The sequence below is a fragment of the Flavobacterium sp. WV_118_3 genome (assembly GCF_039778605.1).
Lineage (GTDB): Bacteria > Bacteroidota > Bacteroidia > Flavobacteriales > Flavobacteriaceae > Flavobacterium.
The window spans coordinates 2,417,778-2,444,579 of the sequence record NZ_CP156060.1; the positions used below are offsets into that span (position 1 = coordinate 2,417,778).

A 26,802-nucleotide genomic window follows, 5' to 3' on the forward strand; every position below is an offset into this window, starting at 1 on the left:
AAACTCAATAAAAACAGTTATTGATTTCCAATTACTTACAAGCGTAAAGGCTTTTTATTTGGATTCATAACCCTGAGGTCACGGGTTCAACTCCCGTCTTCGCTACGAAAAGTATTACGCGGTTAATACTGTTTTTATTGAGATTACGGTCCGTTCGTCTAGGGGTTAGGACGCCAGGTTTTCATCCTGGTAACAGGGGTTCGATTCCCCTACGGACTACAAAAGTAAAAGAGCTTGCAGTGATACTGTGAGCTCTTTTTTTTTAGAATAAAACCAACACCTCATCCTTTAATCAAAACAACCGTTAAAAGTATCATACCGCACAAAAAGACATTTACGGTCAGATTAAGTTCAATTTAAACCGCTCCTGCTTTCCTTATCTACGAAAGCACTAAATTTAGCAGACTTGTATAATACCCAGTCATGCCACAGGAAGTTTTTTATCTTATCCTATTCCTCGTTGCCTTTTTATATGCATCGGTTGGACATGGCGGTGCCAGTGGCTATCTCGCGTTAATGGCGTTATATGGTATTACTCCGGCAGAAATGAAACCAACCGCACTTATTTTAAACCTTTTTGTATCACTCACTTCTTTTATCCAATATCACAAACGGGGTTATTTTCTAAAAAAAATATTTCTTCCCATTGCCAGCGCTTCCATCCCAATGGCCTTTATTGGCGGTATGATTCACTTAGAAGCAACACTCTACAAACGCATACTTGGTTTTTTATTGTTATTTCCAATTCTGCGTTTTTTCTTTTTTAAAAACACGCCTGATACACATCTAAAACCGTGCAATCGGACTGTAGCGATTATAACCGGAGGTAGCATCGGACTGTTTTCCGGAATGATTGGTATTGGCGGCGGCATCATTTTATCACCTATTTTACTGTTATTACAGTGGACCAACCAAAAACAAACCGCAGCCATTAGTGCTGCTTTTATATTTGTAAACTCCCTCGCCGGACTGGCCGGAATGCTCACTCAGGAGGTTTCCATTACAACCGACATGACTTTTTATATCATTATTGCTTTTACCGGAGGAATGTTGGGTGCTTATCTAGGTGCCCGAAAATTCAATCAGGACGCATTAAAATATCTGCTTGTCACAGTATTGGTAATGGCTTCCTACAAATTATTATTCACAACCGCATAACAATGAAAAAACTACTACTATTACTCCTTCTTCTCGGATTTAGCGGTATCGCTCAGAATTCCAATAGCATTACTCTGGAAACACCAACCGCCAAACCCGTTATTGTGACTTACGAGCATCTTAAAACCTATACTATGCATTCATTGGACAGCCTTCGAATACTGAATCATATACTTCAATACAAAAGCACGCTAAAAAACTGTAAAGGTGTACTTCTTAAAGAACTATTAAGCGACGTAGCATTTGATACTCCATCACCAAAAGCACTAAGTGAATACTACATTGTTTGTATTGCGTCCGATGGATACAAAGTCGTTTTTTCCTGGAATGAACTTTTTAACAGTCCTACCGGCGAACATACCTTAATTCTAACCGAAGTTAACGGCATTCCCACTTCATCTCAAAAAGACGGCATCGTGATTCTTACACCGACCGATTTCGCCACCGGAAGACGTTATGTAAAAAATTTAAAAAGCATCAAAATCGAACGGGTTAAATAACTCCGATTATCATACTATTTCTTATTCTCATTTTACCGTAATAGTTAGCATTTAACACTTAAACATAGCACACTTCATCAAACAAATTTGTATTTTTATAAAAATATATCACATTTTGTAATAACACATTGTTACAATTTGTTGTTTTTACTATACATACTGTTGAATCTTAAAATAACCTTTTGATAACAATAAAACATCATTTATTTAAAATAACACAACTATCTGTATTTTTTTATTTAATAAACAATACTTACATATAAAGTTATGTTAATTTTTTTTCATTAATTTTGAAAACCCAAAAGCATAATTATATGAAAAAAACTACATTAATTATTTTATTTCTACTATCCTCCTTAACTAATGTATTTGCCCAAACAGAAACAAATCTTGCCAAAGCACAACATTATTTAAAAACCAAAGGAGAAGTTATTTTCACTTTTCAGGCTGCCAACCAACTGCAGTTTAAAAAGCTGGCTTCTTTTTTGTCGTTAAGTCACAAAAGGGTCAATCAAGACGATCTGAAAGCTGAGGCTTATGCCGATAAACTTGATTTTGAAAAATTCCTCAAATACAATATTCCGTTTCAGGTTAGCACTGCAGATAATGAAATTCCAGGTGCTGAAGCCAGCAAAAGTGCCATGGCTCCGAATGCACAATGGGATACTACCTGGGATGCCTATCCGACATATTCCCAATATGTCGCAAAAATGCAGTATTATGCTGATACATACCCCAATTTATGTAAGCTGGAAAACATTGGTAGTACTCCTAATGGCCGTAATTTGTGGATTTTAAAAATATCCGACAATTGTCAGACCGATGAGGCCGAACCGGAATTTTTCTATTCTTCGTCCATGCATGGTGACGAAATCACCGGTTTCCCGTTGATGATGCGTCTGATCGATTATCTGGTTACCCGTTACGGAACCGACCCGGAAGCAACCAACTTGGTCAATACCACCGAAATTTATATTAGTCCGCTTTCCAATCCGGATGGCTCTTTTAAAACCGCCGGGAACGATGTGATGAATTCAACCGGCAACACAGCTACCCGAGCCAATGCTAACGGAAGGGATTTAAACCGAAATTATCCGGATCCGCTAAACGGGTTACACCCGGATACCTATGCGTATCAGCCGGAAACACTGGCCTTCCTTGCTTTTGAAAAAACCAGAAATTTTGTGATGGCAGCCAATTTCCACGGTGGTGTTGAGGTAGTGAATTATCCTTGGGACGCCTATGCTTCGCCTAATCACCTGCATCCGCACGATAATTATTTTAAGTTTATCTCCAAAAATTATGCACAATCCTGTCAGACCGCCAGTAATAACAACGGCTATATGGACGACGTATTTGCCGGTCAGTATCCCGGAACTACCAATGGTTCGCTTTGGTATACCGTAAGCGGTGGCCGTCAGGATTACAACAATTATTATATGCACAATAAAGAAGTAACCATCGAGATCTCGACTACGAAGTTTCCGGCCGCTTCCGAACTTCCTAATTTCTGGAATTATAATAAACAAGCTTTTTTAGACCATATTAAACAGGCCAATTATGGCGTACAAGGAAAAGTAACCGATGCCTCCGGTAATCCGATTAACGCTAAAGTTTATATTCCGGGTTACGATTTAAAAGGTGCCTGGGTTAAAACCGGTTCCCTTCACGGTGATTATTACAAATTGCTGATCGCCGGAAATTACAACATCACTTTTGAAGCTCCGGGTTATGTTTCACAAACCTTAGCGGCAACAGTTACGAATAATGCGACGACCATTCTAAATGTACAGATGGTAGCTACTACCGCCGAACCAACTGTAGCCAGTCCTACAATCTGTAAAGGAAAAACAGCCAGTTTGTCTACAGCCGATTCCGGTACAATCCGTTGGTATGATACCGCAAACAGTACAACAGCGCTGGCAACCGGGACTTCCTATACTACTCCGGCTTTAACCGCTACGCGTTCGTATTTTGTGGAACGTGAAGTGGCGCTTTCAAATGTAGGACCAGCTACACCAACAGGGACAGCAACTGCTAAAGCAACCGTAGCCAACAAATATCTTGTATTCGATTGTACAACGCCAACGAGATTAAAATCGGTTAGTGTACGAGCCAGTGCAATCGGAGAAATATTAGTCGAACTACAGGATAGTTCGGGTGCGATGTTGGAATCGAAAGTGATCCGTATTACTGCCACCTCAACACAGGAGATTGATCTGGATTTTTACCTCCCGGCTCAAAACAACCTGCGACTGGTTTCCCGTGAGATCAATGGTTTTAACCTTACTGTTGCCACATCCGGTATTACCTATCCGATGACCAACAACATCGTTAGTATTAAAAGTAATAGCGGAACCGGAACGTTCTTTCAGTTTTTCAACTGGAAATTCGCACCACTAAAAAGTGCCCGAAAAGAAGTTCCGGTAACCGTAAAACCGGATCCGGCTATCACTTCAATAACGCCTGATACTGCTTTGGAAGGTGGCTCCAACTTTACGCTGACCGTAAACGGAAGCAATTTTGTAAGCGGTGAATCGATTATCCGATGGAATGGTGTCAATAAAGCCACTACTTTTATCAGCAATACACAATTATCGGCTACTATTACCGCTGCCGATATCGCCAATGACGGTACCGCAACTGTAAGTGTGATCAACACCTGTAACAACTTCGTAACCCCAACTACCAACTTTACGATACAGGGTGTTCCGTGCGCTACTTCTACCACCTGGAATGGCAGTAGCTGGAGTAATAATGCTCCGAATAACGACGTACACGCGATCATAAACGGGAATTTCACCTCATCGGCCAATCTGGAAGCCTGCTCGCTTACCATTAACGGCACGGCTGTTGTTACGATCCAATCGGGTCATAACTTTATCATCAACCGTGAAGTTGCCGTGGCGCCTACTGCCAATCTGATTATTCAGAATAATGCCAATCTGGTACAGGTGGAAAATGCCACCAATACCGGTAACAGTAATGTCTACCGAAACAGTTCCCCGATGATCCGTTTGGATTATACCAATTGGGCTTCGCCAGTGGCGGCTCAGAATCTACTGGCTTTTTCACCACAAACCCTGACCAACCGTTTTTATATTTATAATCCGCTAAACGGACCAATCGGTGCATATGAAACGATTAATCCGAGTGCCAATTCCTTTACAGCGGCCAAAGGATACCTGATTCGTACGCCGAATAACTGGAGTGCAACCACTCCAACCGTTTATCCAGGTCATTTTACCGGTGTTTTAAACAACGGAAACATCAATATTGCCGTACAGCGCGGTGCGACTACCGGTTATAATCTGGTTGGAAATCCTTATCCCTCTACAATAAATGCGATTGATTTTATCAACGCCAATATTAGCGGTACCGGAACAGTAAACACCACTATCGACGGAAGTTTATATTTCTGGACACATGCCACCCCTTCCAGTCCTTCAACCGGTTTATATCCGCTTAACAATTATGCGAAATACACCAAACTGGGTGGAACTGCGGCTCAGGCCGGTGGTGCTGTTCCAAACGGTATTATTCAGGTCGGACAGGGATTCCTTGTGAATGCCGTAACCAACGGAAGTATTGCTTTCCGTAACAACATGAGATTGATCAATAATGCAAATCAATTCTTTAAAAGCAACCACACCCTGGCAATGGTGGAGCAGGATGCTGTTGAAAAACACCGTATCTGGTTAAACATGAGCGGTGCAAACGATGCCTTTAGTCAGATTTTGATCGGTTATATGACCGGAGCGACTTTTGAAGCCGATTATGGTATCGATGCAAAAGATTTTGGCGCCAGTGGTGCTGCTTTATACAGTACAATCGGAAACGACGCCTATGCCATCCAGGGACGTCCGGTTCCGTTTGACGACAACGACAGTGTTCCGTTAGGGATTAACCTACCTGCTTCCGGAACCTATACTATTTCTATTGATCATTTCGACGGATTGTTCAATGGTTCGCAAACTATTTTTGTAAAAGACAAGCTGTTGAATATCGTACACGATCTGAAGCTGAACAATTATAGCTTTTCAACTGAAGAAGGTGTCACAAATAACCGTTTTGAACTGGTCTTTAAAAATACTTTACTAAACAACCCGAATTTTGATGCCGATAATGCTCCCATCAGTATCTACAAAGACAACAATGCCATAACGGTACAATCGGCTAAAGAAGATTTACAGTCGGTATCGGTATATGATTTATTAGGAAGATTGATTTATCAGTCTCCGAAAATTGGTACGGCGACTTTTACAACCAACCTATTTACCAGCGAAGCCGTTTTATTGGTTAAAGTAATTACTACTTCCAACCAGACTATTTTCAAAAAAGTACTATAACTATCAGGCTCTCTGAAAAGGGAGCCTATAGACAACCAAACTAAAGCCCCAATAATATAAACTTATGAACAAAACTACTTACCCCTATGAGATCAACAAAATCTATTACAAGGCAATTACTGCTATTGGTAATCATCCTTTTACCTAAATTAGTATCGGGACAAACCACGCAACTCCATCAGGAGAATTTCGAAGTTACTTCAACCTGGACGCTCTCCGGAGCAACCCTAACGACTACTAATGCCTACCGAGGAACTTATAAAGCACAGATCCCGGTTAACGGGAGTTCTATCACTTCTCCGGTTATTAGTACCAGTGGTTATAATAAAATAGATGTCAGTTTCTTTGTCCGAGGAAATAACCTCAATAGCGCAGATAAAATAACGCTGCAATACCGCGACAATGCCACTGCAGCCTGGACCGATGTGAGAGTAGTCGAAAGAGGGGGTACCAATGTTCGGGACATTAATGACAACACCAATTATCATGCCCTGTTCGGAACCATTTTTTCGACCTCATCAACTTTTTCGGCAACAAGTCAGTTTCGGTTTGTAACGACTACCGGTAGTACTTCCCGGCAGTTCTTTATAGATTATGTAACCATCACCGGGACTATTAACAATACCATTGCTACCGGTCCGGGCGGAATTACCGCCAATCTGGAAACCTGGTTACGGGCCGATCAGGTGAATGGATCGACCGTAGGAACCGATGGTACCAATGTGAATATCTGGACCGATCGCGGTAAAGGTAACGATGCCAAAGTAATCGATGCCTCTAATGCCGCACTAACCGTACGTCCGATTTACCGTAACAGTGCAACCAAAAACATTAATTTCAATCCCGTAGTGGAATTTGGAAATAATCCTGCTACTTCTGCTTCCAACTATACCTATCTTTCGAACAGAGCCGAAATGCAGAGTACCTCCGGTTTTTATTCCCACGACCTGTTTATTGTGGTGATCAATGACAATCCGGCCATTCTTGATCCCAATTCGCCCAGTGTCGATTTATTTTGCGCGCAGTCTTCAGCTACAAACCCTTACGAAAAAGATGGTACCGGAATTGGTTTTGGAAAATATTCCATACGCTTCGATAATGAGGTGGTTAGTTATTGTATCGGAAGCACACCGGAACCAACCCCCACCGATGTCAACGAGAGAGGATACGGATTGGCTCAATTAAACGGTACGTATACCGGAGTTAACATTATTAACAGTCGTCACAACAGTACCGCTACCAAACAGGAATTATACAGTAATGCTTTGAGTATTTCGAATACCGAAGTAGGTGTTCCAAAATGGATTACCTTACAAAACCGTCGTTACTGGCTGGGAAGAAGTCAGGTTTTTGACGGTAGTTTTGGTGGTCGTATCGCTGAGGTAATCTCCTATTCGGCACGAAAAAACGATGCGACCGAACGTAACCGTATCGAATCCTATCTGGCTATAAAATATGGAATAACCTTGGGAACAAACGGTGTGAGCCAGAATTATGTAAACTCCGCCGGAACCACGATCTGGAACATTGCGCCAACCGGTTTTAACTATGATATTGCCGGAATCGGACGCGACGATGCGGCACAATTAAATCAGAAACAATCCAAAAGTATCAATTCCGGTGCGGTAATTACAATGGGATTGGGCGATATCTTAACCACCAATTCGGCCAATACCAATACCTTTGATGCCGACCGAAAATATCTGGTTTGGGGAAGCAACGGTCAGAGTATGACAACCAGCTCCACACCGTTAACCGTTACGTTCGGCCCTTCGACGGTGACAACCACAACCGATATCACCAACAAACGATGGAAAGTCGTGGAAACCGGTGGTGATGTAGCCACTGTAAAAGTATCCTTAGCAACCACTGATCTTGCCAGCTTGCCGGCACTTTCCGGAAATGATGCTTATGTGATGATCATCGCAAGTGATGCGGCCTTTACAACCGGTATTGATATGGTTTTTCTAAACACCAATGGAACCAATCAGGAATGTTTCTACGATTTCGACGGAACCAAATACATCGCTTTTGGTGTGGCACACGAAGTAACATTATCACGTCATATCACTATTGACGGTATAGACGATGCCGTTCGCGTAGACAACAAAAACGACCTTACCGGTGCGTTTACCATCATGGCGTGGGCACGTCCTACGGGAGCCAATAATGCCGCATCCGACAAGACAATTGTTTCCAAACACAATGGAACAACCGGCTACCGACTGGTTATCCAAAACGATAACAAAATCCGTATGGAATGGAACGGTAGTTCCCTGATATCGAATACGACGCTTCCGAATAATAGCTGGCATCACATCGCGACGGTTTACAATGCCGGAACGCTAAGTCTTTATATCGACGGGGTATTGGATCGATCCGCAACAATGGCGGCTCCTACAGCTACCACCAGTATTTTTACCATTGGTGCGGAATACCGCAATAAAAACAGTATTGTCAATATCTTTAAAGGTGATATCGACGAATTGCGTATCTGGAACCGTGGACTATCTGTAAGTGAAATTCGCTATATTATGAATCAGGAAATTACAAGTTCCGGAGCGAATACATTGGGTAAAATCATGCCGTCGACGGTGACGAAAAATGATATCAGCATGCTAACATGGGCGAGTTTAATGGCCTACTATTCGATGAATTCGTATATCGGAACGCATATCAATGATAATTCCTTAAATAAGAACCGGGGGAACCTTGTGAATCCAAGTAAGATCGATATCAACACGCAAACGGCACCAATGCCTTACGACAGTAATGCAACCGGTTTGTGGAGCAATACCGCTACGTGGACTAATGGTACAACTCAGGATTTACCGTATTCACTATCAATCGTAGATGGTACGACCTCCATCGACTGGAATATTGTACGAACATCCCACGATATAACGTCTACCGGGAATAAAACCATGTTAGGCTTTTTTGTAAACGCCAATACAGTTTTTGCAACCAACGATTCTAAAATAGAGGTAAGTCACTTTTTACGATTAAACGGTAAAATTGACCTGCAAGGCCGTTCCCAATTGGTACAAACCTATAACTCCGATTTGGATCCAACCAGTTCCGGATCGATTGAACGGGATCAACAGGGACAGTCTAATAAATACAATTACAACTATTGGTCGTCGCCGGTTGGTCCTATCAATGCCACTACCAATAACAATAATTATACCGTAACGGGTATATTAAGAGACGGTACCAATGCGGCGGCTCCGGCTACTATCAACTGGGTAAACGGATATGACGGTTCTCCTACCACACCGATCAGTCTGGCGCGATACTGGATTTATAAATTTCAGAACCTTTCCGATTTGTATGCCAACTGGACACAAATATTCGAAACCGGTACGCTCACACCTTCCAGCGGATTTACTCTAAAAGGAAGTGGTGCCGCTACAGCTACTCAGAATTATGTATTTGTCGGAAAACCGTATAACGGTCGTATTACCAATACCATAACGCCAAACAATATTAATCTGAGCGGTAACCCATATGCTTCGGCTTTAGATGCGCAGCAATTTATTACAGACAATACAGCAACGACCGACGGTACAATTTATTTCTGGGAACATTATTCTACCAATACAACCCACATATTGCAACAGTATCAGGGTGGCTACGCAACTCGTAATCTTTCCGGTGGAACACCTCCGGTTTCTCCTCCGGGTATCAGCGGGCAAGGTTCCAGTTCCCGCATACCGGGACGCTTTATCCCTGTAGGATTAGGCTTTTTTATACGCGCCAATGCCACGGGCGGAACAATTGTATTTAACAACAACCAAAGGGCTTTTGTAAAAGAAGATGCTGCCACATCGAACGTGATGTTCCGCAATACGAATACCGCCATAACAGCCATGCCAACTTCGGATCATTTTAACAATAACGATAACGATCCGGTAACAGTGACTTCAAACAGTAAAATCCGTTTAGGCTTTACGTCGAATACCGGTAACCACCGTCAGATTCTATTGGCTTTTATGGGCGATATGGCTACCGATGGCTGGGATTACGGTTATGACGGTATTGTAATCGACGAGGATTTACCGCAGGATATGTTATTCCTTTTGGGCGACAAAAAACTGGTAATTCAGGGAGTTGGTCATTTTAATAGTGCTTCTTTCTACCCGCTATACGTAAAAACGGACAACCCGGGTATGATAAAAATCGAAGTGGATGCGTTGGAAAATTTCAATCCGGAGCAACCGATTTACATTCATGATAACAGCACCGGTCATTACTATGACATTCGTAACTCGGCTTTTGAAATAGCCATACCAGCTGGCGAAAACAACAATCGTTTCTACTTATGCTTCGAAATAAAAAGACTTTCGGTTACCGATAACACGCTCGAAAACATAAATGTAACGTATCTGCAGGGGAATAATCAGATCCGTATTAAAAACGATCTGGCCGATACCGTAGTTGAACACGTAAGTCTTTATACTATTTTAGGCCAACAAATCAGTTCGTGGCGCACCAACACGCTGGAACAGAGTGAAATTTTGTTACCGGTACATAATGTCAGCACCGGAGCCTATATTATTAAAGTCGACACCAACAAAGGTTCGATCAGTAGGAAAACCATCATTAAATAACTCTTATTATAAGCCTCAATAATTGAGGCTTATTTTTTGATCTCATTTTAGATCAGAGTTACTTTTGTACCTTTGTGATTCAAATAAAAACTGCTCATTCTTTATACATTCAAAATGCGATTCAAAGCCCTAATCCTATTATCCTTATTTATTTTTGTTTCCTGTAAAACCTATACAATACCTACAGACAGTTTTAAAGAACAATTCACTAAAACCGAACAGTTCGAAACCAAAGAAGTCCAGATAAACAACCCGTTGTTATATGGAAACTTAAGCTATAAAGCGAATAATATTAAGAATCTTGTCGTACGTGATAAAGAAGGTAATTTCCTAACGATTCCCAATTCGCCTTCACTCGAGATGCGGATAACCCATAAAAACGGAAAAAGATATATTTTTTACTTTGATACAGTCGTTTTAGAAAACGATATTTTAAAAGCATCTCGTTCCCGTTTTATACCCAGTTTAACCAAGAGTATTCCTCTCGACAGCATCTCAAAAATTGAAGTGCAGGAAGGTGGGAAAAATTTTAAATATAAAAACTAAGCGTCATTAAAGGATTTCTACTTTTACACACTTTGATTTTTCTATTGTAATCAAGTACCTTTGCATTCCAATCCCCTATTCGCATGAAAACCTGTTTTATAATCCTTTTTTGTCTTTTTTCAATCACCCTGACACGGGCACAATTACAAGCCATTACCGATAAAACCGAGTATCCGTTTTATATCAACCTGCCGGAACAGGAAGTCCTGGATCAAAAAGCACCGGTTATCATTTTTTTACACGGCCGAAGTCTTTCAGGAACCAATCTCGAAAGAGTACGGCGTTACGGCGTATTAAAAGCAATTGAAAACGGTAAAAAAATCCCGGCTATCGTAGTAGCACCTCAATTGCCTTCCGGTCCCTGGGATCCCGATAAAGTTTTAAACGTATTGGAATATGTCCAACAAAATTATAACACCGATCCGTCGCGCATATATGTCTGCGGAATGAGCCTTGGCGGATACGGAACCCTGCATTTTGCCGGAAAATATGCCGATAAAATTACCGCTGCCGTGGCTATTTGTGGCGGTGGTAATGTAAACGATGCCTGTAAACTGGCTACGATCCCGTTATGGATTCAGCATGGAAATAAAGATTTTATTGTTCCGTTATCGGAATCCAAAAAAATTGTAAAAGCCATCAAAGCCTGTAAACCCGATGCCGATGTTACGTTTACGATTATCCCGGGCGGAAATCACAGTAATGTGGAAAACATCTTCCGAAAAGATGCCGTTTATGACTGGATGCTAAAACAAGTTCGGAAATAGAAATAACTCCAAATAAAAAAGGCTGTCGTACGACAGCCTTTTTTATTTCCCACACCTGCCAGGTGTTTGGTGTTTTTTTATTGTAGCCTATTTTTTAACTCCTCCAAACTCACTTTAGTCTGTTCACCAGAGGCCAGATCTTTTACCGCAAATTCGTTATTCGCGATTTCTTCCGCACCCACAATAACCGCGTAAGGAATACCGCGCTTATCGGCATATTGAAATTGTTTTCCAATTTTAGCATTGCTCGGGTATAATTCTACTTTGATTCCCGCTTTGCGCAATTGTCCAATCGCACGCATCGCATATAATGCCTCCGCATCTCCAAAATTCAGAAACAACGCACGCGAAGTCGCCGTAACCGTTTCCGGGAACAGGTTTAATTCTTCCAATACCAGATAAATACGATCCAATCCAAAAGAAATTCCGACACCACTCATATTTTTCAATCCGAAAATACCGGTAAGATCGTCATAACGGCCACCACCGCCTATAGATCCCATATTTACGGTTTTAGGTGCCGATACTTCAAAAATAGCTCCGGTATAATAATTTAAACCACGAGCCAGCGTTACATCCAAATCCAACGCGGATTTATCCAAACCTAAAGTCGTTACATTTTCACAAATAAATCGCAACTCTTCCACTCCTTTTAATCCTTCCTCGGAAGTCGCCAGCAAAGCGGATAATTTTTCGATCTTTTCGGAAATCGATCCGGTAAAGTGGAACAACGGTTGTACTTTTGCGATGGCTTCCTCAGAAATCCCTTTTTCGGACATTTCCTTTTTCACACCATCTTCACCGATCTTATCCAATTTATCCAATGCTACGGTAAAGTCGATTAGTTTGTCTTTCGCTCCGATCACCTCAGCAATACCCGATAATATTTTACGATTGTTGATTTTAATTGTTACGCCATCCAATCCCAAAGCCGAAAACACACTGTCATACAATTGTACCAGTTCTACTTCCTGCCATAAGGAATTTGATCCGACTACATCGGCATCACATTGGTAAAACTCTCTGAAACGTCCTTTCTGAGGTTTATCCGCTCGCCAAACCGGTTGAATCTGATAGCGTTTAAACGGGAATTCAATTTCATTCTGATGTTGTACCACATAACGCGCAAACGGAACTGTCAAGTCATAACGCAAGGCTTTTTCCGAAATCTGAGCCGTTAGTTTTAAACTGTCTTTTGTTTCCAGAAAAGCATCGTTAGCCTTAGCCAGAAAATCGCCTGAATTTAGAATCTTAAAAATCAGACGGTCCCCTTCTTCGCCGTATTTCCCCATAAGGGTTTCGGAATTTTCAAAAGAAGGTGTTTCGATCGGTTGGAATCCGAATCGTTCAAAATTGGTTTTGATCGTACTGAATATATAATTCCGTTTTGCTACCTCTAACGGTGAAAAATCGCGGGTTCCTTTCGGTATACTTGGTTTCTGTGCCATTTTAGAATTGAAATTTGAATTGGAAAAACATCGGAAAAACAGCAAATGCTTTCCGGTTCTCGTGTTTTGCAAATATCTTACTTTTTCAAATGATCTCCGTTCCCTTTTTAAAAAAAAGCAACACATTTCGGGTTGTTTTACCGCTTCCATCTGATCCGGATAGTATTCCTACACTTTTTAACGGATAGTATGTAACAAAATCTGTATTTTAGTGACAAATTAGCATGATGTTCGGACTATTTAAAGAAAATACAAAAATCGCCTTAGGTGCCATCAAAAGTCAGTTGTTGCGTACCATTCTTACCGTAATGATTATCGCAATCGGAATCACCGCCTTGGTGGGAATCCTAACGGTGGTTTCGGCCCTTGAAAATACAATTGCAAAAGATTTTGCCTCGATGGGTGCCAACACCTTTTCGATCAGTCAATACGATATGTCGTCGCAGATTAACAACAACGATCCGAATCGAAAAATAAATCCGATTATCAGTTATCCGGAAGCCCGTGCTTTTCAGGAAAAATACAATTATCCGTTATCGACCACTTCGCTTTCGTTTACCGCAACCAGCAAGGCCGAAGTAAAATACGAATCTCAAAAAACCGATCCGGAAATCACTATTGTAGGTGTCGATGAAAACTTCCTGCCAAACAAGGGACTGGAAGCAACAAAAGGACGGAATTTTACCGGTTTTGACATCAAAAACAACAATTTTGTCTGCATTTTAGGTTCCGATTTTGAAAAGGGCCTTTTTAAAGACACCAATGCCATCGATAAAACGATTTCCATTCGTGGCGCTCGTTTTAAAGTGATTGGCGTATTAAAAGAAAAAGGTTCCACTTTTGGAAACAGTCAGGATTTAAGAGTGTTAATTCCCAATCAGATTGCCCGTTCGATCTTTTCCACACCAAATATCAATTACGACCTAAGCGTTATGATCGGTCAGAAAGAAATGATTGATCAGGCTGTGGACGATGCGATTATTACCATGCGCAAAATCCGAAAACAAAACCCGGTAGAGGAAAACAACTTTGGAATCGAACGCAGTGATGATTTGATCAATACTTTATTATCCAATACACAATTCTTAGGTTATATTGCATGGGGTGTTGGTGTGATTACCATTTTTGGTTCGTCTATCGCTTTGATGAACATCATGTTGGTATCGGTTACCGAAAGAACTCGTGAAATCGGAGTTCGTAAATCACTCGGTGCCAAAAAAAGTACGATTGCGTGGCAGTTTTTTACCGAAACACTTGTTATCGGTCAATTGGGTGGACTGGTTGGTATCCTACTCGGAATTTCCGTAGGTTTTCTGATATCGGTTGCCATCAAGTTTAGCTTTGTCGTTCCATGGATGGCTATTTTTGCTGCTTTTGCTACAACCTTTATTGTCGCAATCGTTTCCGGATTGTACCCGGCCATTAAAGCATCTCAGCTGGATCCGGTAGAAGCCTTGCGCTACGAATAAGAACCCCAAACGGCTTTGGTCATCCGATCGTTTTCGTAAATATCTTTGCGGAGTTCAATTTGTAAAAACGTATTGGACTCTAATAAATGTTGCATTTCCGACCCGAGATATTGATTGATTTCAAAAAACAATAATCCGTCGCGATTCAGGTTTTTTGTCGCCAGTTCGGTTATTTTACGGTAAAACAATAATGGATCGTGATCGTCCACAAACAAAGCAAGATGTGGCTCAAATTCCAATACATTTTTCGAAATTTCCTGCTTTTCCAGGTTGCGCACATAGGGCGGATTCGACACAATAATATCGAACATTTCCGGTAGGATTGTTGTTTCCAGAATATCTTTATACCAGAAAGTAACCGGTGCTTCCAATTGTCGGGCATTTCTCCGGGCAACTTCCAGTGCTTTTTCCGAAACATCGATAGCATACACTTCGGCTTCCGGCAGATTTTTAGCCAGTGAAACCGCAATACAACCGCTTCCGGTTCCGATATCCAGTATTCTTATTTTCCGATCCCTGGACAATCCGGATACCGAATTCAGGATCCATTCGACCAATTCTTCCGTTTCCGGCCGTGGAATCAGCACATTTTCGTTGACATAAAACGACAGCCCGAAAAATTCGGTTTCCTCAAAAATATATTGGATTGGTTTCTGTTCTTTTAACTGATGTAATACGGTTTCCCATTGCAACAATTGCATACCATCCAATTCGAAAGCAGGTTGTAACGCCAGATCCACTCGTTTCATCTGATGAAACGCCTCCAACGTGATATAGAAAAAACTATCGATTTCCTTTTCGTCGTAAATCGGTTTTAATTCGGTTTTAAAATAATCTCGGTATTCTTTTAACAGCATCTTATAAATCTTTGATCATCCAAATCGGACACGAACTGTGACCGGTATTTCCCAGTGGCGCATCCAAATAATAAAATCCGGTTTTTTCGTATAATTTTTGAGCGGCCTTCATATTGGGCAGCGTTTCCAGATAGCATTGCGCAAATCCAAGTGCTTTTGCCTGTTCGAGGCATTTTTTAATCATCGTAGCTCCCAATCCCAATCCTCTGGATTCCGGAAGGAAATACATTTTTTGCAATTCGCAAACAGTTGCCGATCCATTTGCCAAAGGCGCTATTCCGGCCGTTCCGATGATTTTTCCGTTTACCAAAGCTACAAAATAAACCGACCGCGGTACCGCATAGGTTTCAAACATACAATCCAAAGCCGTATCGGCATAGGCTGTACCCACTTTTGGGACATCGTGTTCCAATAAAACATTTCGGATTAGTGCCGCTACTGTAGCATTATCACTTTTTTTTAGGACTCGTATTTCGATTGTATTCATTTTTTGAGTAACTTATTTTTTGCAGATTAGTCTACAGGAATTACATTTGCCTGTTGCAAATCGTAGCGAATGTAAGCAGCTTGGCTGACAGTTCATAAACATTTACAAAAAAATTATAATAACAACAGGACATTTTCTTGAAAACGCACGAACAGTATATCAACCGTTGTATCGAACTGGCCCGAAACGGACTGGGGACAACCTATCCGAATCCGCTGGTGGGCAGTGTTATTGTACACAACGGTACCATTATCGGAGAAGGCTGGCATCAAAAAGCCGGCGAAGCCCATGCGGAAGTCAATGCTGTAAATTCAGTACAGGACAAATCGCTACTATCGGAAGCCACTATTTATGTAAGCCTGGAACCGTGTAGCCATTTTGGAAAAACACCACCGTGTTGTGATTTGATCATTCATCATAAAATCCCGAATGTTGTAGTGGGCACGGTAGATCCGTTTGCTAAAGTCGCCGGAAACGGCATTCGCAAATTGGTAGAAGCCGGAAAAAACGTTACCGTTGGCATATTGGAAGACAACTGTAACGAACTAAACAAACGCTTTTTTACCTTCCACCAAAAAAAACGCCCGTATATCATCCTAAAATGGGCCGAAAGTCAGGATGGTTTTATCGCTCCGCTACATAAAGACGAGCAAAAACCGGTTTGGATTTCGAACACCTATTCCCGACAGTTGGTACACAAATGGCGCAGTGAAGAACAGGCTATTCTGGTTGGCACACAAACGGTTATAGACGACAATCCGAAATTAAATACAAGAGACTGGTCCGGTAACGATCCGATCCGCATCGTATTAGACAGAACAGGACGGATTCCTGACAATGCTGCCGTAAAAGACGGGTCTGTAAAGACCATCATCTTTACCGAGGTTGAAAATATGCAAAATACCGCTTCCCTTTTTTTTGAAAATTGTATCTTTGATATGAAACTTCCCCATACGATCATGGCAGCACTATACCGGCACAATATTCAGTCGTTGCAGATAGAAGGCGGTCAAAAGACATTGCAGTTGTTTATTGATGCCGGATTATGGGATGAAGCACGTGTTTTTAAAGGCGCTATAATGCTAAACGAAGGTATAAAAGCACCGGTTTTAAAAGGTACGATGAGCAACCGACAGCAGATTATGAACGACGAACTTCTAATTTTCAGACACCATGATTGATACTATTATATTCGACTTTGGTAATGTTTTTATCAACCTGGCCGAAGAAGCCCCTTTTGAACATATGCGAAAAGCCGGGCTGGTTTGCTGGAATGAAGATCTGGACAACCTGAACAAACGCTATGAAAAAGGAAAAATAAAAGAATCCGATTTTTTTGGCGGATTGCAAAAATATATCCCGAACAAAAGTCTGATCGAGATCCGTGATGCCTGGAATGCCATTTTGCTGGATTTCCCTTTATACCGACTGGAGTTTTTACAGAAATTATCGGCCAAATACCGGTTATTCCTTTTGAGTAATACCGACGCCACACATATTGAAAAGTTTGAAAATAAGGTCGGAGAAACATTTAGTCGCGAGTTTTACCAATGCTTTGAAAAAGTCTATTTTTCATTCGAAATCGGCCTTAGAAAACCCGATCCTGAGATCTTCAATTACATCATCAACAAACACGAATTATCCCCTAAAAGAACCCTTTTTGTAGACGACAACAAGCACAATACCGATGTGGCCGCCAATTTAGGTCTTAACATCTGGAACTTACAGGTTGGCAAAGAAGATGTCGTTGATTTGCTGGATAAAAACTGGTAATTTTTAGCATTGGAAAAAGATACATACAAAACCCTGGCCGCTCCTTCGGAAGCGGTTCTTTATAAAGAAAAAAACAGTAAATTTTTTGGTTACGCCTTTCCGATCACTTCGGAAGACGACGTCAAGCCCCTATTGGATGATCTTAGAAAGCAGCATCATTCGGCACGCCATTGGTGTTATGCCTTTCAAACCGGTACTGACAAAGTCTATTTTCGTGCCAATGACGACGGCGAACCCAACAACTCGGCCGGTATGCCTATCTACGGGCAAATACAGTCCTTTGAGGTAACTAATGTACTGGTTATTGTTGTTCGTTATTTTGGCGGGGTCAAACTGGGTGTTGGCGGATTAATCGCTGCTTATAAAACAGCAGCGCAAATGGCTCTGGAAGTTTCAGACATTGTCGAAAAAACGATAGACATTCACTACCTGATTCGTTTTGACTATAAAAACATGAATAAGGTCATGCGGGTCATAAAAGAAAAAAACCTGGACATTATTTCACAGAAAATGGAGATGAGTTGCGAGATCGAAATCGCTACGCGAAAAAAAAATGCCGAAATGATTTTCGACATTTTTTCGAATCTTTATGAGGTTGAAATTCTCGAAAAAGAATAAGTTTTTTAATTTTCAACAAAGGCGGTTAACTTTTCCGTAACATAGGCCGGAGGCAAAGTCGGCCTTCCCGTTTTCATGTCCACAAACACCAAAACGGAGGTCCCGGTTGTTAATAACTCACCTGCTTCGTTGTATATTTCGTAGTCAAATTCGATCTTTACAGAGATCTGACTTTTAAAGATTGTTTTCACCGTCAGCAGATCATCATAACGGGCCGGTTTCCGATAATTCATACTTAGCGAAACCACCGGAAGCATAATTCCGTTTTCTTCCATCCATTTATAAGAAAGTCCCAGATTTCTAAGCCATTCCACGCGTCCCATCTCAAAATACTGCGCATAATTACCGTGATAAACGACTCCCATTTGGTCCGTTTCGGCATAACGGACGCGAACCTGAAATTGATATTCTTTCATATTAATTTTTTGTTAATTTATTTTAAAAAGATTTTTAAATGTACTTACAATTTTTTTTTCACAAAATCAATATGACTTATATTTTTTTTTTGGGAAAATTGTCCACATATTTGTCTCTCCAATTTCAGCGAAAGTATCTGACTTTTGCTTTTTGCATTCAACATAAAAAAAACGTTAATTATGCCCGAATATATGAATAAAACTGCGCAATCGGTATGGGATAACTGTCTATCGTTCATAAAAGACAATATTCAGGACCAAGCATATAAAACATGGTTTGAGCCAATCAAAGCTGTTGAGCTTACTGATAACGCATTATATATTCAGGTTCCTAGTAAATTTTTCTATGAATGGTTGGAGGAGCATTACGTAAAATTACTGAAAGTTGCCCTGACAAAAGAACTTGGTGCGAGCGCAAAGTTACTTTATAAAATCAAAATGGAAAACACTTATGGCAACAAACAACCGTTTACCGAACAATTGCCAAGTGTTAGCCGTCCGCAGGTAAAACCTCAGGAAGTTGACGTTCCGATTCAAAATAAAAACCCGGAACTTAAAAATCCGTTTATTATCCCGGGCATCCGAAATGTAAAAATCGAATCCCAGTTAAACTCCAATTACAGCTTTGACAATTTCCTGGAAGGGGAATCCAACCGCCTGGCGCGTTCTGCCGGAATGGCCGTAGCCAACAAACCCGGAGGAACCTCTTTTAACCCACTATTGCTTTTTGGTGGTGTGGGATTAGGTAAAACACACCTTGCTCATGCTATTGGTGTTGAAATCAAAGAAAAACACCCGGAAAAAACCGTGCTATACATTTCAGCAGAAGTGTTTACACAACAATATATTGATTCCGTTAAAAAGAATACCCGTAACGACTTTATCCATTTTTACCAATTAATTGACGTATTGATCATTGACGACGTACAATTCTTATCCGGTAAAGCAGGAACACAAGACGTATTTTTCCATATTTTCAACTATTTACACCAAAATGGTAAACAGGTAATCCTGACTTCCGACAAAGCACCGGTAGATATGCAGGATATCGAACAGCGTTTGCTTTCGCGTTTTAAATGGGGACTTTCGGCCGAAATCCAACAACCGGATTATGACACCCGAATCGCCATCCTAAAAAACATCTTATACCGTGACGGAGTTGAAATGCCGGATGAAATCGTAGAATATGTAGCCAAAAATATCAAAACCAACGTACGGGAACTCGAAGGTGCTATTATTTCCTTAATTGCACAATCGTCATTTAACAAACGGGAAGTAACGACCGAACTGGCTAAACAGGTTGTGGAAAAATTCGTGAAAAATGTAAAACGAGAAGTTTCCATCGATTATATTCAAAAAGTTGTATCCGACTATTTCCAGTTGGATATCGAAACCTTACAATCGAAGACCAGAAAACGCGACGTGGTTCAGGCGCGACAACTGGCCATGTTTTTTGCTAAAAAATTCACCAAGGCTTCTTTGGCTAATATTGGATCACAAATTGGCGACAGAGACCACGCGACTGTATTGCACGCCTGTAAAACGGTTGACAATCTGGTTGCCACCGATAAACAGTTTAAAAAATACGTAGACGATATACACAAAAAGTTATCCCTATAACCCATGCCTACAAAAATTCTGATGGTTTGTCTGGGGAACATTTGCCGATCCCCTTTAGCTGAGGGAATCTTAAAAAGCAAACTCCCAGCAGATGCTTTTGAAGTCGATTCTGCCGGAACCGGAGGATGGCATGCCGGCGAACATCCGGACAAGCGCTCGATTCTTACGGCTAAAAATCATCGAATTGACATTTCCAAGCAACGCGCCAGACAGTTCAAACTGGCCGATTTTCAGAATTTTGACTATATTTTCGCCATGGATAATTCCAATTATAAGGACATTATCCGACTGGCACCAGACGAGACTTCCAAAAACAAAGTCCGTCTTATCCTAAACGAATTATATCCCGGCGAGAATATCCCCGTTCCCGATCCTTATTATGGCGAACAAAACGGCTTTGAACAGGTTTTTAACCTACTTGACGAAGCCTGCGACATTATTGCCAATAAATTAAAAACACAACATCTATGAAAGCGGCTACTTCTTACGGCAAACTGTATCTCATCCCTACCACTCTGGGCGAAATGAACCCGGAAGATGTTTTGCCACAAACCATAAAAAGAAGTATCGACTTTATTGATCACTATATCGTTGAAAACGAAAAAACAGCCCGTCGTTTTATTAAAAGCGTGTATCCTGAAAAAAAACAGCCGGAATTAAAAATTTCCGTACTGAACAAGCATACCGAAACTTCGGAGCACTATGCTTTTATCCAGCCGCTTTTAGAAGGTCAGCATATCGGATTGATGAGTGAAGCCGGTTGTCCCGGTGTGGCCGATCCCGGTGCTGCAATTGTAAAACTGGCGCACGAAAAAGGAATTCAGGTAGTACCTCTTGTTGGTCCTTCTTCCATTTTACTGGCCATTATGGCTTCCGGAATGAACGGACAGAGTTTTGCCTTTAACGGCTACCTTCCAATTGATAAATCGGATAAAAAACAGGCTCTTAAAAATTTCGAAAAGCTGTCATCCGATAAAAACCAGTCTCAGCTTTTTATCGAAACACCGTATCGAAACAACAAACTTTTTGAAGATTTATTGCAGACCTTACAACCCGGCACGCACCTGTGTATCGCCTGCGACATTACATTACCAACCGAATTTATCAAAACCCGCACGGTTAATGAATGGAAAAAAAATAAGGCCGATTTACACAATCGACCTTGTATTTTTATTATTCACAAAATGAATTAATTCATTTTAACCTTTGCATTGGGATTGGCCACAATGTTTGAGGTATCATACCCTCCGAATTTTCTAAGATAACTTTTTAACGAGGTTCCAAAACCATCGGTAAACCCATTATTACCATTGCTCTTAAGAAAGCTTTTCACCGAACCTGCACCACCTAAGTGAGCCGCAGCAAGAATACCCGATTCGGTTATTTTCACCCCTTTAATCACTTTTCCTTCATAACGGTCGATTTCCTTACGGAGCTCCCATTTATTTCGCGCTAAAAGTGCTTTAAAGGCTTTTTCCTGCATTCTTGGGTTTTTTAGAAACCCGGCAACATCATAAATACCAACCGTTCTTAAAGTGCTCTTTCCGAACTGGTATTTCCCCATATAACCAAACGGATTCACCAGGTTATATAATCCGAGCGATTCTTTAATAGCGATCGCCTGCTTAAAACCTACATATGATTTTCCGGTAAACGGGAAATTAAAAAATACTTTGCTGGTTTCTTCTTCGGTGGGAACTAAATACGTGATTACTTCATCATCCTCAATATGGAATCCTTCTAACTTTTCTACTTCGAAGACTTTAAATCCCGAACTGATTAAGGTGATTAGGAGTATCAATCCTAAAAAGTACGTCCATTTTTTTATCATAAATTTTGATTTCTCAAGCCCTGTCACCATCTTGAAATTTCTGATTGCAAATATAAGACATTTTTTATAAACCTGAAAATCAAGCTGTTAAAGTTATCCAAAAATAAACTTAACAACAAGCTAACGCTTGCTTAACGCCCTGATACCGCTGACTCCCAATGGATGAGCCGTCATTTTGACGCTTCCCAAAAAAACCAAAAAAGAGACAAAAAATGGTTTTTGCCATGCAACTACAGCAGGAATAAAGATTTGGACTAAATAAATATAACACTGCTAACTTCCCAAAAAACAAGGCCTTCCGAACGAATCAGAAGGCCTTATTTTTTTTGCTTTAGCTATTTTGGTTATCGGTTGATACCCTGCTTGGCCAACCACTCCACATATTTCTTTTTATTAACACCATGCTGCGCTAAAGTCGACGCGAATTCGTGATATCCGAACTTCTCCACGCTCGCACAGAAATAGATATAATCGTGTTTTTCGGCATTTAAAACCGCATCAATAGCATTGATATCCGGCATTGCAATTGGCCCCGGAGGTAAACCGGTATGAATATAGGTATTATAAGGCGAATTGATTTTAAGATCTTCATACAACACCCTTTTGATCACACGATCAAAATCATTGGATTCTTTTTTTACCGCAAAAATAACCGTCGGGTCCGCTTGTAATGGCATATCTACTTTTAAACGGTTCAGATATACTCCGGCTACACGTGGACGCTCATCAACTTTGGCCGTTTCTTTATGCACAATCGCTGCTAAAGTTGATACTTCAATTGGTGTTAACCCTAAAGCTTTGGCTTTTTGCAAGCGATCCTCATTCCAGAATCTGCGATATTCTTTGATCATCTTATCACGTACCTTAGTAGCGGTTGTATTCCAGTAAAACTCATAGGTATTTGGAATAAACATACTCAGGATGTTTTCTTTATTGAAACCGTTTTCAGCCATAAAAGTCGAATCGGTAAAGGTATTGGTCAAAGTAAGACTATCCGGTTCAATCTGACTCGATAAACGCTGTACCAGTTTCCCTAGCGATTCCTGGTTATTAAACGCCATTTTTACCGGTACGTTTTTGCGAAGCGAACGTACAATATCAAAACTACTCATTCCTTTTGTTAACAGGAATTTTCCGGAAACCACGTTTTGCTCATAGCCTCTTTTGGACGCTACAAAGTCAAAATGCTCCATATTCTCAATATAAGGTTCTAGTATTTTTTGCACTTGCGGATAGGTTGCATCTGTCGGAACATAGACAAATGTTTCGTTTTCGGAGAATTTTGTATTGGCAGAAAATACTTTGTTATACAGTACATAACCGTAAATCAAAGCAACGAATAGCAATACTACCGAAAAAATGCTGATGATTTTTTTTACTTTCAAAATAAGATACGATTTAAGATTGATGAATTAACTGATATATCCCTTCATCGGTAAACTGACGCCCTGTGCGCACCCAGTCTTTTTTTACTCCGATACATTGGAAGCCAAAAGTAGTAAAAAGCTTGATACTCGCTACATTTTCCTGACTAATATTTGCATACAACTGGTGCAGTTGTAACTGACTGAATGCGTAGTCGATAAGCAATTGCAAAGCCTCTTTTCCGATTCCGCGGTTACGGTCGTCGCTACTTTTTATAACGATCCCAACACCAGCTCTTTGGTTCTTCGGATCAAAATCAAAAAGGTCGATTAGCCCAATGGCTTCAAAAGTCCCTTTTTGACAGATTGCCAGTCGCAGTTGTTTGGCCTCGTAAATGTCCTGTTGTGCATTTTCCAGATACTGTCGGATCAGGAAACGACTATAGGGTGTCTGGGTATTACTCACCTCCCAGATACTTTCATCATTTTCGATCGCGTATACAAATTCCAGATCCTCCGGTTCAAGTGCCCGCAGGTAAATGGTAGTTCCGGTTAAAGTTATCACGTTTTACAGATTTATTTCACCGTTAAAAACAAATGTAGCCGGGCCTTTCAGGAAAACATCGGTATAAAATCCGTTTTTTTCCCGGAAACTCACTTCCAATTGCCCGCCTTCCACATCAAGCGTGATTGTGGAACTATCGGTTTTTCCGGTCGCTTTCATAGCGATAGCTACTGCTGTCACTCCGGTTCCGCAGGATAAGGTTTCATCTTCCACGCCTCTTTCATAGGTTCGCACCGCAAAACGATCGTTCCCGAGTTGCGAAACAAAGTTTACATTACTCCCGGGTTTTCCATACAACTCACTGTACCGGATACGCGCGCCTTCGTTTTTTACATCAAATATTTTTAGGTCATCTACCAGTTCCACATGATGCGGCGAGCCCGTATTTAGAAATACGTGATTCGAATGTTCTTCGACCGTATCCACGTCTTTCATTTGCAGTGACACGATTCCTTTATCATCAATTGAAGCATGATGCAGACCATCGGTCGCAATAAAGGTCGCCTGATTATCAACAACCCCCAACTGACGGGCAAAAGCAACCAAACAACGGCCACCATTTCCACACATCGAACTTTCGTTTCCGTCGGAATTATAATACACCATACGAAAATCGGTCGATTCGTCATTCTCCAACAGTATTAATCCATCGGCACCAATGCCAAATCGTCTGTCACACAAAGTATTAATCAGATTGGTATCATTTTTGGGGAATGTTAATTGCCGGTTATCGATCATCACAAAATCATTTCCGGTTCCCTGATATTTATAAAATTGTATTTTCATTTGTCCTGACAAGTAAGGCTTTTTCAAGGCGCATTCTGTATTATTAAAAACGTCTGTTCCTTATTATTATTACGAAGTTACGGATAAACAAAAGTACAAATATTAATGACACGTTAAAGATTGTTAAACGAGAGTTAAACCCTTTTTTCGAATTGTTGAAGTTTATAATTTTACTGTTAAATAATTAAATATGCCAGCGAATATGAAACGATTATCAAGTTTATTCTTAGTCTCCCTGTTAAGTGGAGCTACAACCCTCGGAGCTTACAAACTCTTTTTTGACCCATCTGCTCCAGCTGATTCCCAACTTTCTATCGCGCCCAACTATACCCGAAATGTTAGCCTTGGTGCTGCCGAAAATTTAGACTTTACCGCTGCTGCCGAAAGTGCCGTACATTCGGTTGTACACGTGAAAAATGTTTCTGTATCTAAAATCCCAACGAATCCTTTAATGGAGTTTTTCTACGGTTACCGCGGTGACCAGCAGCAAACTCAGATCGGAACCGGTTCGGGTGTTATCATTACCCAGGACGGTTATATCGTGACCAACAATCACGTAATTCAGAATGCGACCGACCTGGAAGTTACCTTAAACAACAATAAAACCTATAAAGCCAAACTGGTTGGAACGGACAGTAAAATGGACATTGCCTTACTTAAGATTGATTCCGACGAAAAACTACCGTATGCCACTTTCGGAAACTCCGATAATATTAAGGTAGGCGAATGGGTATTGGCCGTTGGTAATCCATACAACCTGACATCGACAGTAACAGCCGGTATCGTGTCTGCAAAAGCACGTAATTTGGCTAATAATGGCATTCAGTCTTTTATTCAAACCGATGCCGCTGTTAATCCGGGTAACAGTGGTGGCGCCCTGGTAAACACCCGTGGTGAGCTAATTGGAATCAATACCATGATTTCATCGGTAACCGGATCGTATGTCGGCTACTCTTTTGCCGTTCCTTCTAACATCACCCGTAAAATTGTTGAGGATTTGATGGAATACGGTAACGTACAACGCGGTGTATTGGGTGTGGAAGGTGCCGAACTCAACAGCACAGCGTCTAAAGAATTTGGTGTAAAACTAACTCAAGGTTTTTACGTAACCGCTGTTTCTAAAAAATCGGGTGCCGAAAAAGCCGGATTGCGAAAAGGTGATATTATCGTACAACTCGACAATCAACCGATTAATTCGTATGCCGATATGTCGTCCTATGTAAACACCAAACGTCCGAATGATGTAGTGATTGCCGGAATCATCCGCGAAGGAAGCCGTAAAGACATCAAAATAGAACTGACCAAACGCGAATTACTCAACTATGATTTTAACGGTCTGGAACTGGAAGATATCGGACCGGCAGAGAAAAAAATGTTTAACATCAATTATGGCGTCAAAATAAAAGACATCACCAGTGGCAATCTGCTAAAATATGCGAATGACCTTAAAGGAAGTATCATCCTGAATGTAGACGGTGCGAAGGCGACCGACATCGAAACGGTGTCACAAGCGTTGTCCCGAAAAGGCGAAGGACAATCGGTTCGAATGGAACTGATTACCCGAAAAGGAGCCTTAGTACAGGTGATTACCCAGTAAAAATCCTCCCAAAATGAACCCTGCTAAAAAGCAGGGTTTTT

General features: G+C 41.0%; 22 protein-coding genes and 1 tRNA gene. 15 read left to right on the forward strand and 8 right to left on the reverse strand.

From position 1 onward, the window contains the following. Positions 1-147 precede the first annotated feature (147 nt). The 7 genes from ABFU83_RS11450 to ABFU83_RS11480 all read left to right on the forward strand — a co-directional run bounded on the left by ABFU83_RS11450 (position 148) and on the right by ABFU83_RS11480 (position 11,930). Positions 148-219, forward strand: a tRNA-Glu gene (locus tag ABFU83_RS11450). A 204-nt stretch (positions 220-423) separates the two neighbouring features. Next, positions 424-1,158 (forward strand): sulfite exporter TauE/SafE family protein, encoded by a 735-nt coding sequence (locus ABFU83_RS11455; protein WP_347066072.1) that lies wholly within the window; start codon positions 424-426, stop codon positions 1,156-1,158. Between the two features lie 2 nt (positions 1,159-1,160). Continuing rightward, the gene (locus tag ABFU83_RS11460) at positions 1,161-1,658 is read left to right on the forward strand and encodes a molybdopterin-binding protein (protein ID WP_347066074.1); all 498 of its coding nucleotides are present in this window, start codon (positions 1,161-1,163) and stop codon (positions 1,656-1,658) included. Positions 1,659-1,972: 314 nt separating this feature from the next. After that, a complete protein-coding gene (locus ABFU83_RS11465; protein WP_347066075.1) occupies positions 1,973-6,007 on the forward strand; it encodes a M14 family zinc carboxypeptidase in 4,035 nt (1,344 codons plus the stop codon). 86 nt (positions 6,008-6,093) lie between these two features. After that, a complete protein-coding gene (locus tag ABFU83_RS11470) occupies positions 6,094-10,617 on the forward strand; it encodes a LamG-like jellyroll fold domain-containing protein (protein WP_347066077.1) in 4,524 nt (1,507 codons plus the stop codon). A 114-nt stretch (positions 10,618-10,731) separates the two neighbouring features. Continuing rightward, positions 10,732-11,163 (forward strand): hypothetical protein, encoded by a 432-nt coding sequence (locus ABFU83_RS11475; RefSeq protein WP_347066079.1) that lies wholly within the window; start codon positions 10,732-10,734, stop codon positions 11,161-11,163. Between the two features lie 83 nt (positions 11,164-11,246). Beyond that, entirely contained in the window at positions 11,247-11,930 is a 684-nt protein-coding gene (locus ABFU83_RS11480) for a prolyl oligopeptidase family serine peptidase (protein ID WP_347066081.1), read from the forward strand. Between the two features lie 77 nt (positions 11,931-12,007). Here the strand turns inward: ABFU83_RS11480 and hisS are convergent, their stop codons facing one another. Continuing rightward, positions 12,008-13,378 carry a histidine--tRNA ligase gene (hisS, locus tag ABFU83_RS11485; RefSeq protein WP_347066083.1) on the reverse strand — a complete coding sequence of 457 codons (1,371 nt, stop codon included), beginning with the start codon at positions 13,376-13,378 and terminating at the stop codon, positions 12,008-12,010. Positions 13,379-13,605: 227 nt separating this feature from the next. Between hisS and ABFU83_RS11490 the strand changes: the two genes are divergently transcribed. Further along, positions 13,606-14,847: an ABC transporter permease gene (locus ABFU83_RS11490; RefSeq protein WP_347070212.1), complete on the forward strand. Its 1,242-nt coding sequence runs from the start codon at positions 13,606-13,608 to the stop codon at positions 14,845-14,847. Here ABFU83_RS11490 and prmC read toward each other — a convergent pair. Both prmC and ABFU83_RS11500 read right to left on the reverse strand, forming a co-directional pair. Next, complete coding sequence (gene prmC / locus ABFU83_RS11495; RefSeq protein WP_347066085.1) at positions 14,838-15,704, reverse strand: peptide chain release factor N(5)-glutamine methyltransferase; 867 nt, start codon at positions 15,702-15,704, stop codon at positions 14,838-14,840. The genes ABFU83_RS11490 and prmC overlap by 10 nt on opposite strands. Before the next feature lies 1 nt (position 15,705). Next, entirely contained in the window at positions 15,706-16,191 is a 486-nt protein-coding gene (locus ABFU83_RS11500; RefSeq protein WP_347066087.1) for a GNAT family N-acetyltransferase, read from the reverse strand. Between the two features lie 137 nt (positions 16,192-16,328). Between ABFU83_RS11500 and ribD the strand changes: the two genes are divergently transcribed. The 3 genes from ribD to ABFU83_RS11515 are packed head-to-tail and all read left to right on the forward strand — an operon-like array spanning position 16,329 to position 18,582. Next, positions 16,329-17,372, forward strand: coding sequence for a bifunctional diaminohydroxyphosphoribosylaminopyrimidine deaminase/5-amino-6-(5-phosphoribosylamino)uracil reductase RibD (gene ribD / locus ABFU83_RS11505; protein WP_347066089.1), 1,044 nt, complete (start codon positions 16,329-16,331; stop codon positions 17,370-17,372). Next, on the forward strand, positions 17,365-17,964 hold the full coding sequence (locus tag ABFU83_RS11510) for an HAD family phosphatase (RefSeq protein ID WP_347066091.1): 600 nt from the start codon (positions 17,365-17,367) through the stop codon (positions 17,962-17,964). The genes ribD and ABFU83_RS11510 overlap by 8 nt, the downstream gene beginning before the upstream one ends. A 9-nt stretch (positions 17,965-17,973) precedes the next feature. Continuing rightward, a complete protein-coding gene (locus ABFU83_RS11515) occupies positions 17,974-18,582 on the forward strand; it encodes a YigZ family protein (RefSeq protein ID WP_347066093.1) in 609 nt (202 codons plus the stop codon). Positions 18,583-18,587: 5 nt separating this feature from the next. On the opposite strand, the gene ABFU83_RS11520 is transcribed toward ABFU83_RS11515, so the two are convergent. Next, complete coding sequence (locus ABFU83_RS11520; RefSeq protein WP_347066094.1) at positions 18,588-18,998, reverse strand: thioesterase family protein; 411 nt, start codon at positions 18,996-18,998, stop codon at positions 18,588-18,590. A 192-nt stretch (positions 18,999-19,190) separates the two neighbouring features. Here ABFU83_RS11520 and dnaA point away from each other — a divergent pair, with 192 nt between their 5' ends. Genes dnaA through ABFU83_RS11535 form a run of 3 tightly spaced genes read left to right on the forward strand, consistent with a single transcriptional unit; the run spans position 19,191 to position 21,811 of the window. Further along, on the forward strand, positions 19,191-20,618 hold the full coding sequence (dnaA, locus tag ABFU83_RS11525; protein WP_136402342.1) for a chromosomal replication initiator protein DnaA: 1,428 nt from the start codon (positions 19,191-19,193) through the stop codon (positions 20,616-20,618). 3 nt (positions 20,619-20,621) lie between these two features. Then, positions 20,622-21,089: a low molecular weight protein-tyrosine-phosphatase gene (locus ABFU83_RS11530; protein WP_347066096.1), complete on the forward strand. Its 468-nt coding sequence runs from the start codon at positions 20,622-20,624 to the stop codon at positions 21,087-21,089. After that, positions 21,086-21,811 carry an SAM-dependent methyltransferase gene (locus ABFU83_RS11535; protein WP_136402340.1) on the forward strand — a complete coding sequence of 242 codons (726 nt, stop codon included), beginning with the start codon at positions 21,086-21,088 and terminating at the stop codon, positions 21,809-21,811. The genes ABFU83_RS11530 and ABFU83_RS11535 overlap by 4 nt, the downstream gene beginning before the upstream one ends. Here ABFU83_RS11535 and ABFU83_RS11540 read toward each other — a convergent pair. The 4 genes from ABFU83_RS11540 to dapF form a co-directional block, all read right to left on the reverse strand. Continuing rightward, on the reverse strand, positions 21,808-22,449 hold the full coding sequence (locus ABFU83_RS11540) for a peptidoglycan-binding protein LysM (RefSeq protein ID WP_211089522.1): 642 nt from the start codon (positions 22,447-22,449) through the stop codon (positions 21,808-21,810). The genes ABFU83_RS11535 and ABFU83_RS11540 overlap by 4 nt on opposite strands. 344 nt (positions 22,450-22,793) lie before the next feature. Continuing rightward, positions 22,794-23,834: an endolytic transglycosylase MltG gene (gene mltG, locus ABFU83_RS11545; protein ID WP_347066098.1), complete on the reverse strand. Its 1,041-nt coding sequence runs from the start codon at positions 23,832-23,834 to the stop codon at positions 22,794-22,796. A 13-nt stretch (positions 23,835-23,847) separates the two neighbouring features. Continuing rightward, positions 23,848-24,378 carry a GNAT family N-acetyltransferase gene (locus ABFU83_RS11550; protein WP_347066100.1) on the reverse strand — a complete coding sequence of 177 codons (531 nt, stop codon included), beginning with the start codon at positions 24,376-24,378 and terminating at the stop codon, positions 23,848-23,850. 3 nt (positions 24,379-24,381) lie between these two features. Then, positions 24,382-25,164, reverse strand: coding sequence for a diaminopimelate epimerase (gene dapF, locus ABFU83_RS11555; protein ID WP_347066102.1), 783 nt, complete (start codon positions 25,162-25,164; stop codon positions 24,382-24,384). A 202-nt stretch (positions 25,165-25,366) separates the two neighbouring features. On the opposite strand from dapF, the gene ABFU83_RS11560 reads away from it, so the two are divergent. Beyond that, positions 25,367-26,761 carry a trypsin-like peptidase domain-containing protein gene (locus ABFU83_RS11560; RefSeq protein WP_347066103.1) on the forward strand — a complete coding sequence of 465 codons (1,395 nt, stop codon included), beginning with the start codon at positions 25,367-25,369 and terminating at the stop codon, positions 26,759-26,761. The last annotated feature ends 41 nt before the right edge of the window (positions 26,762-26,802 follow it).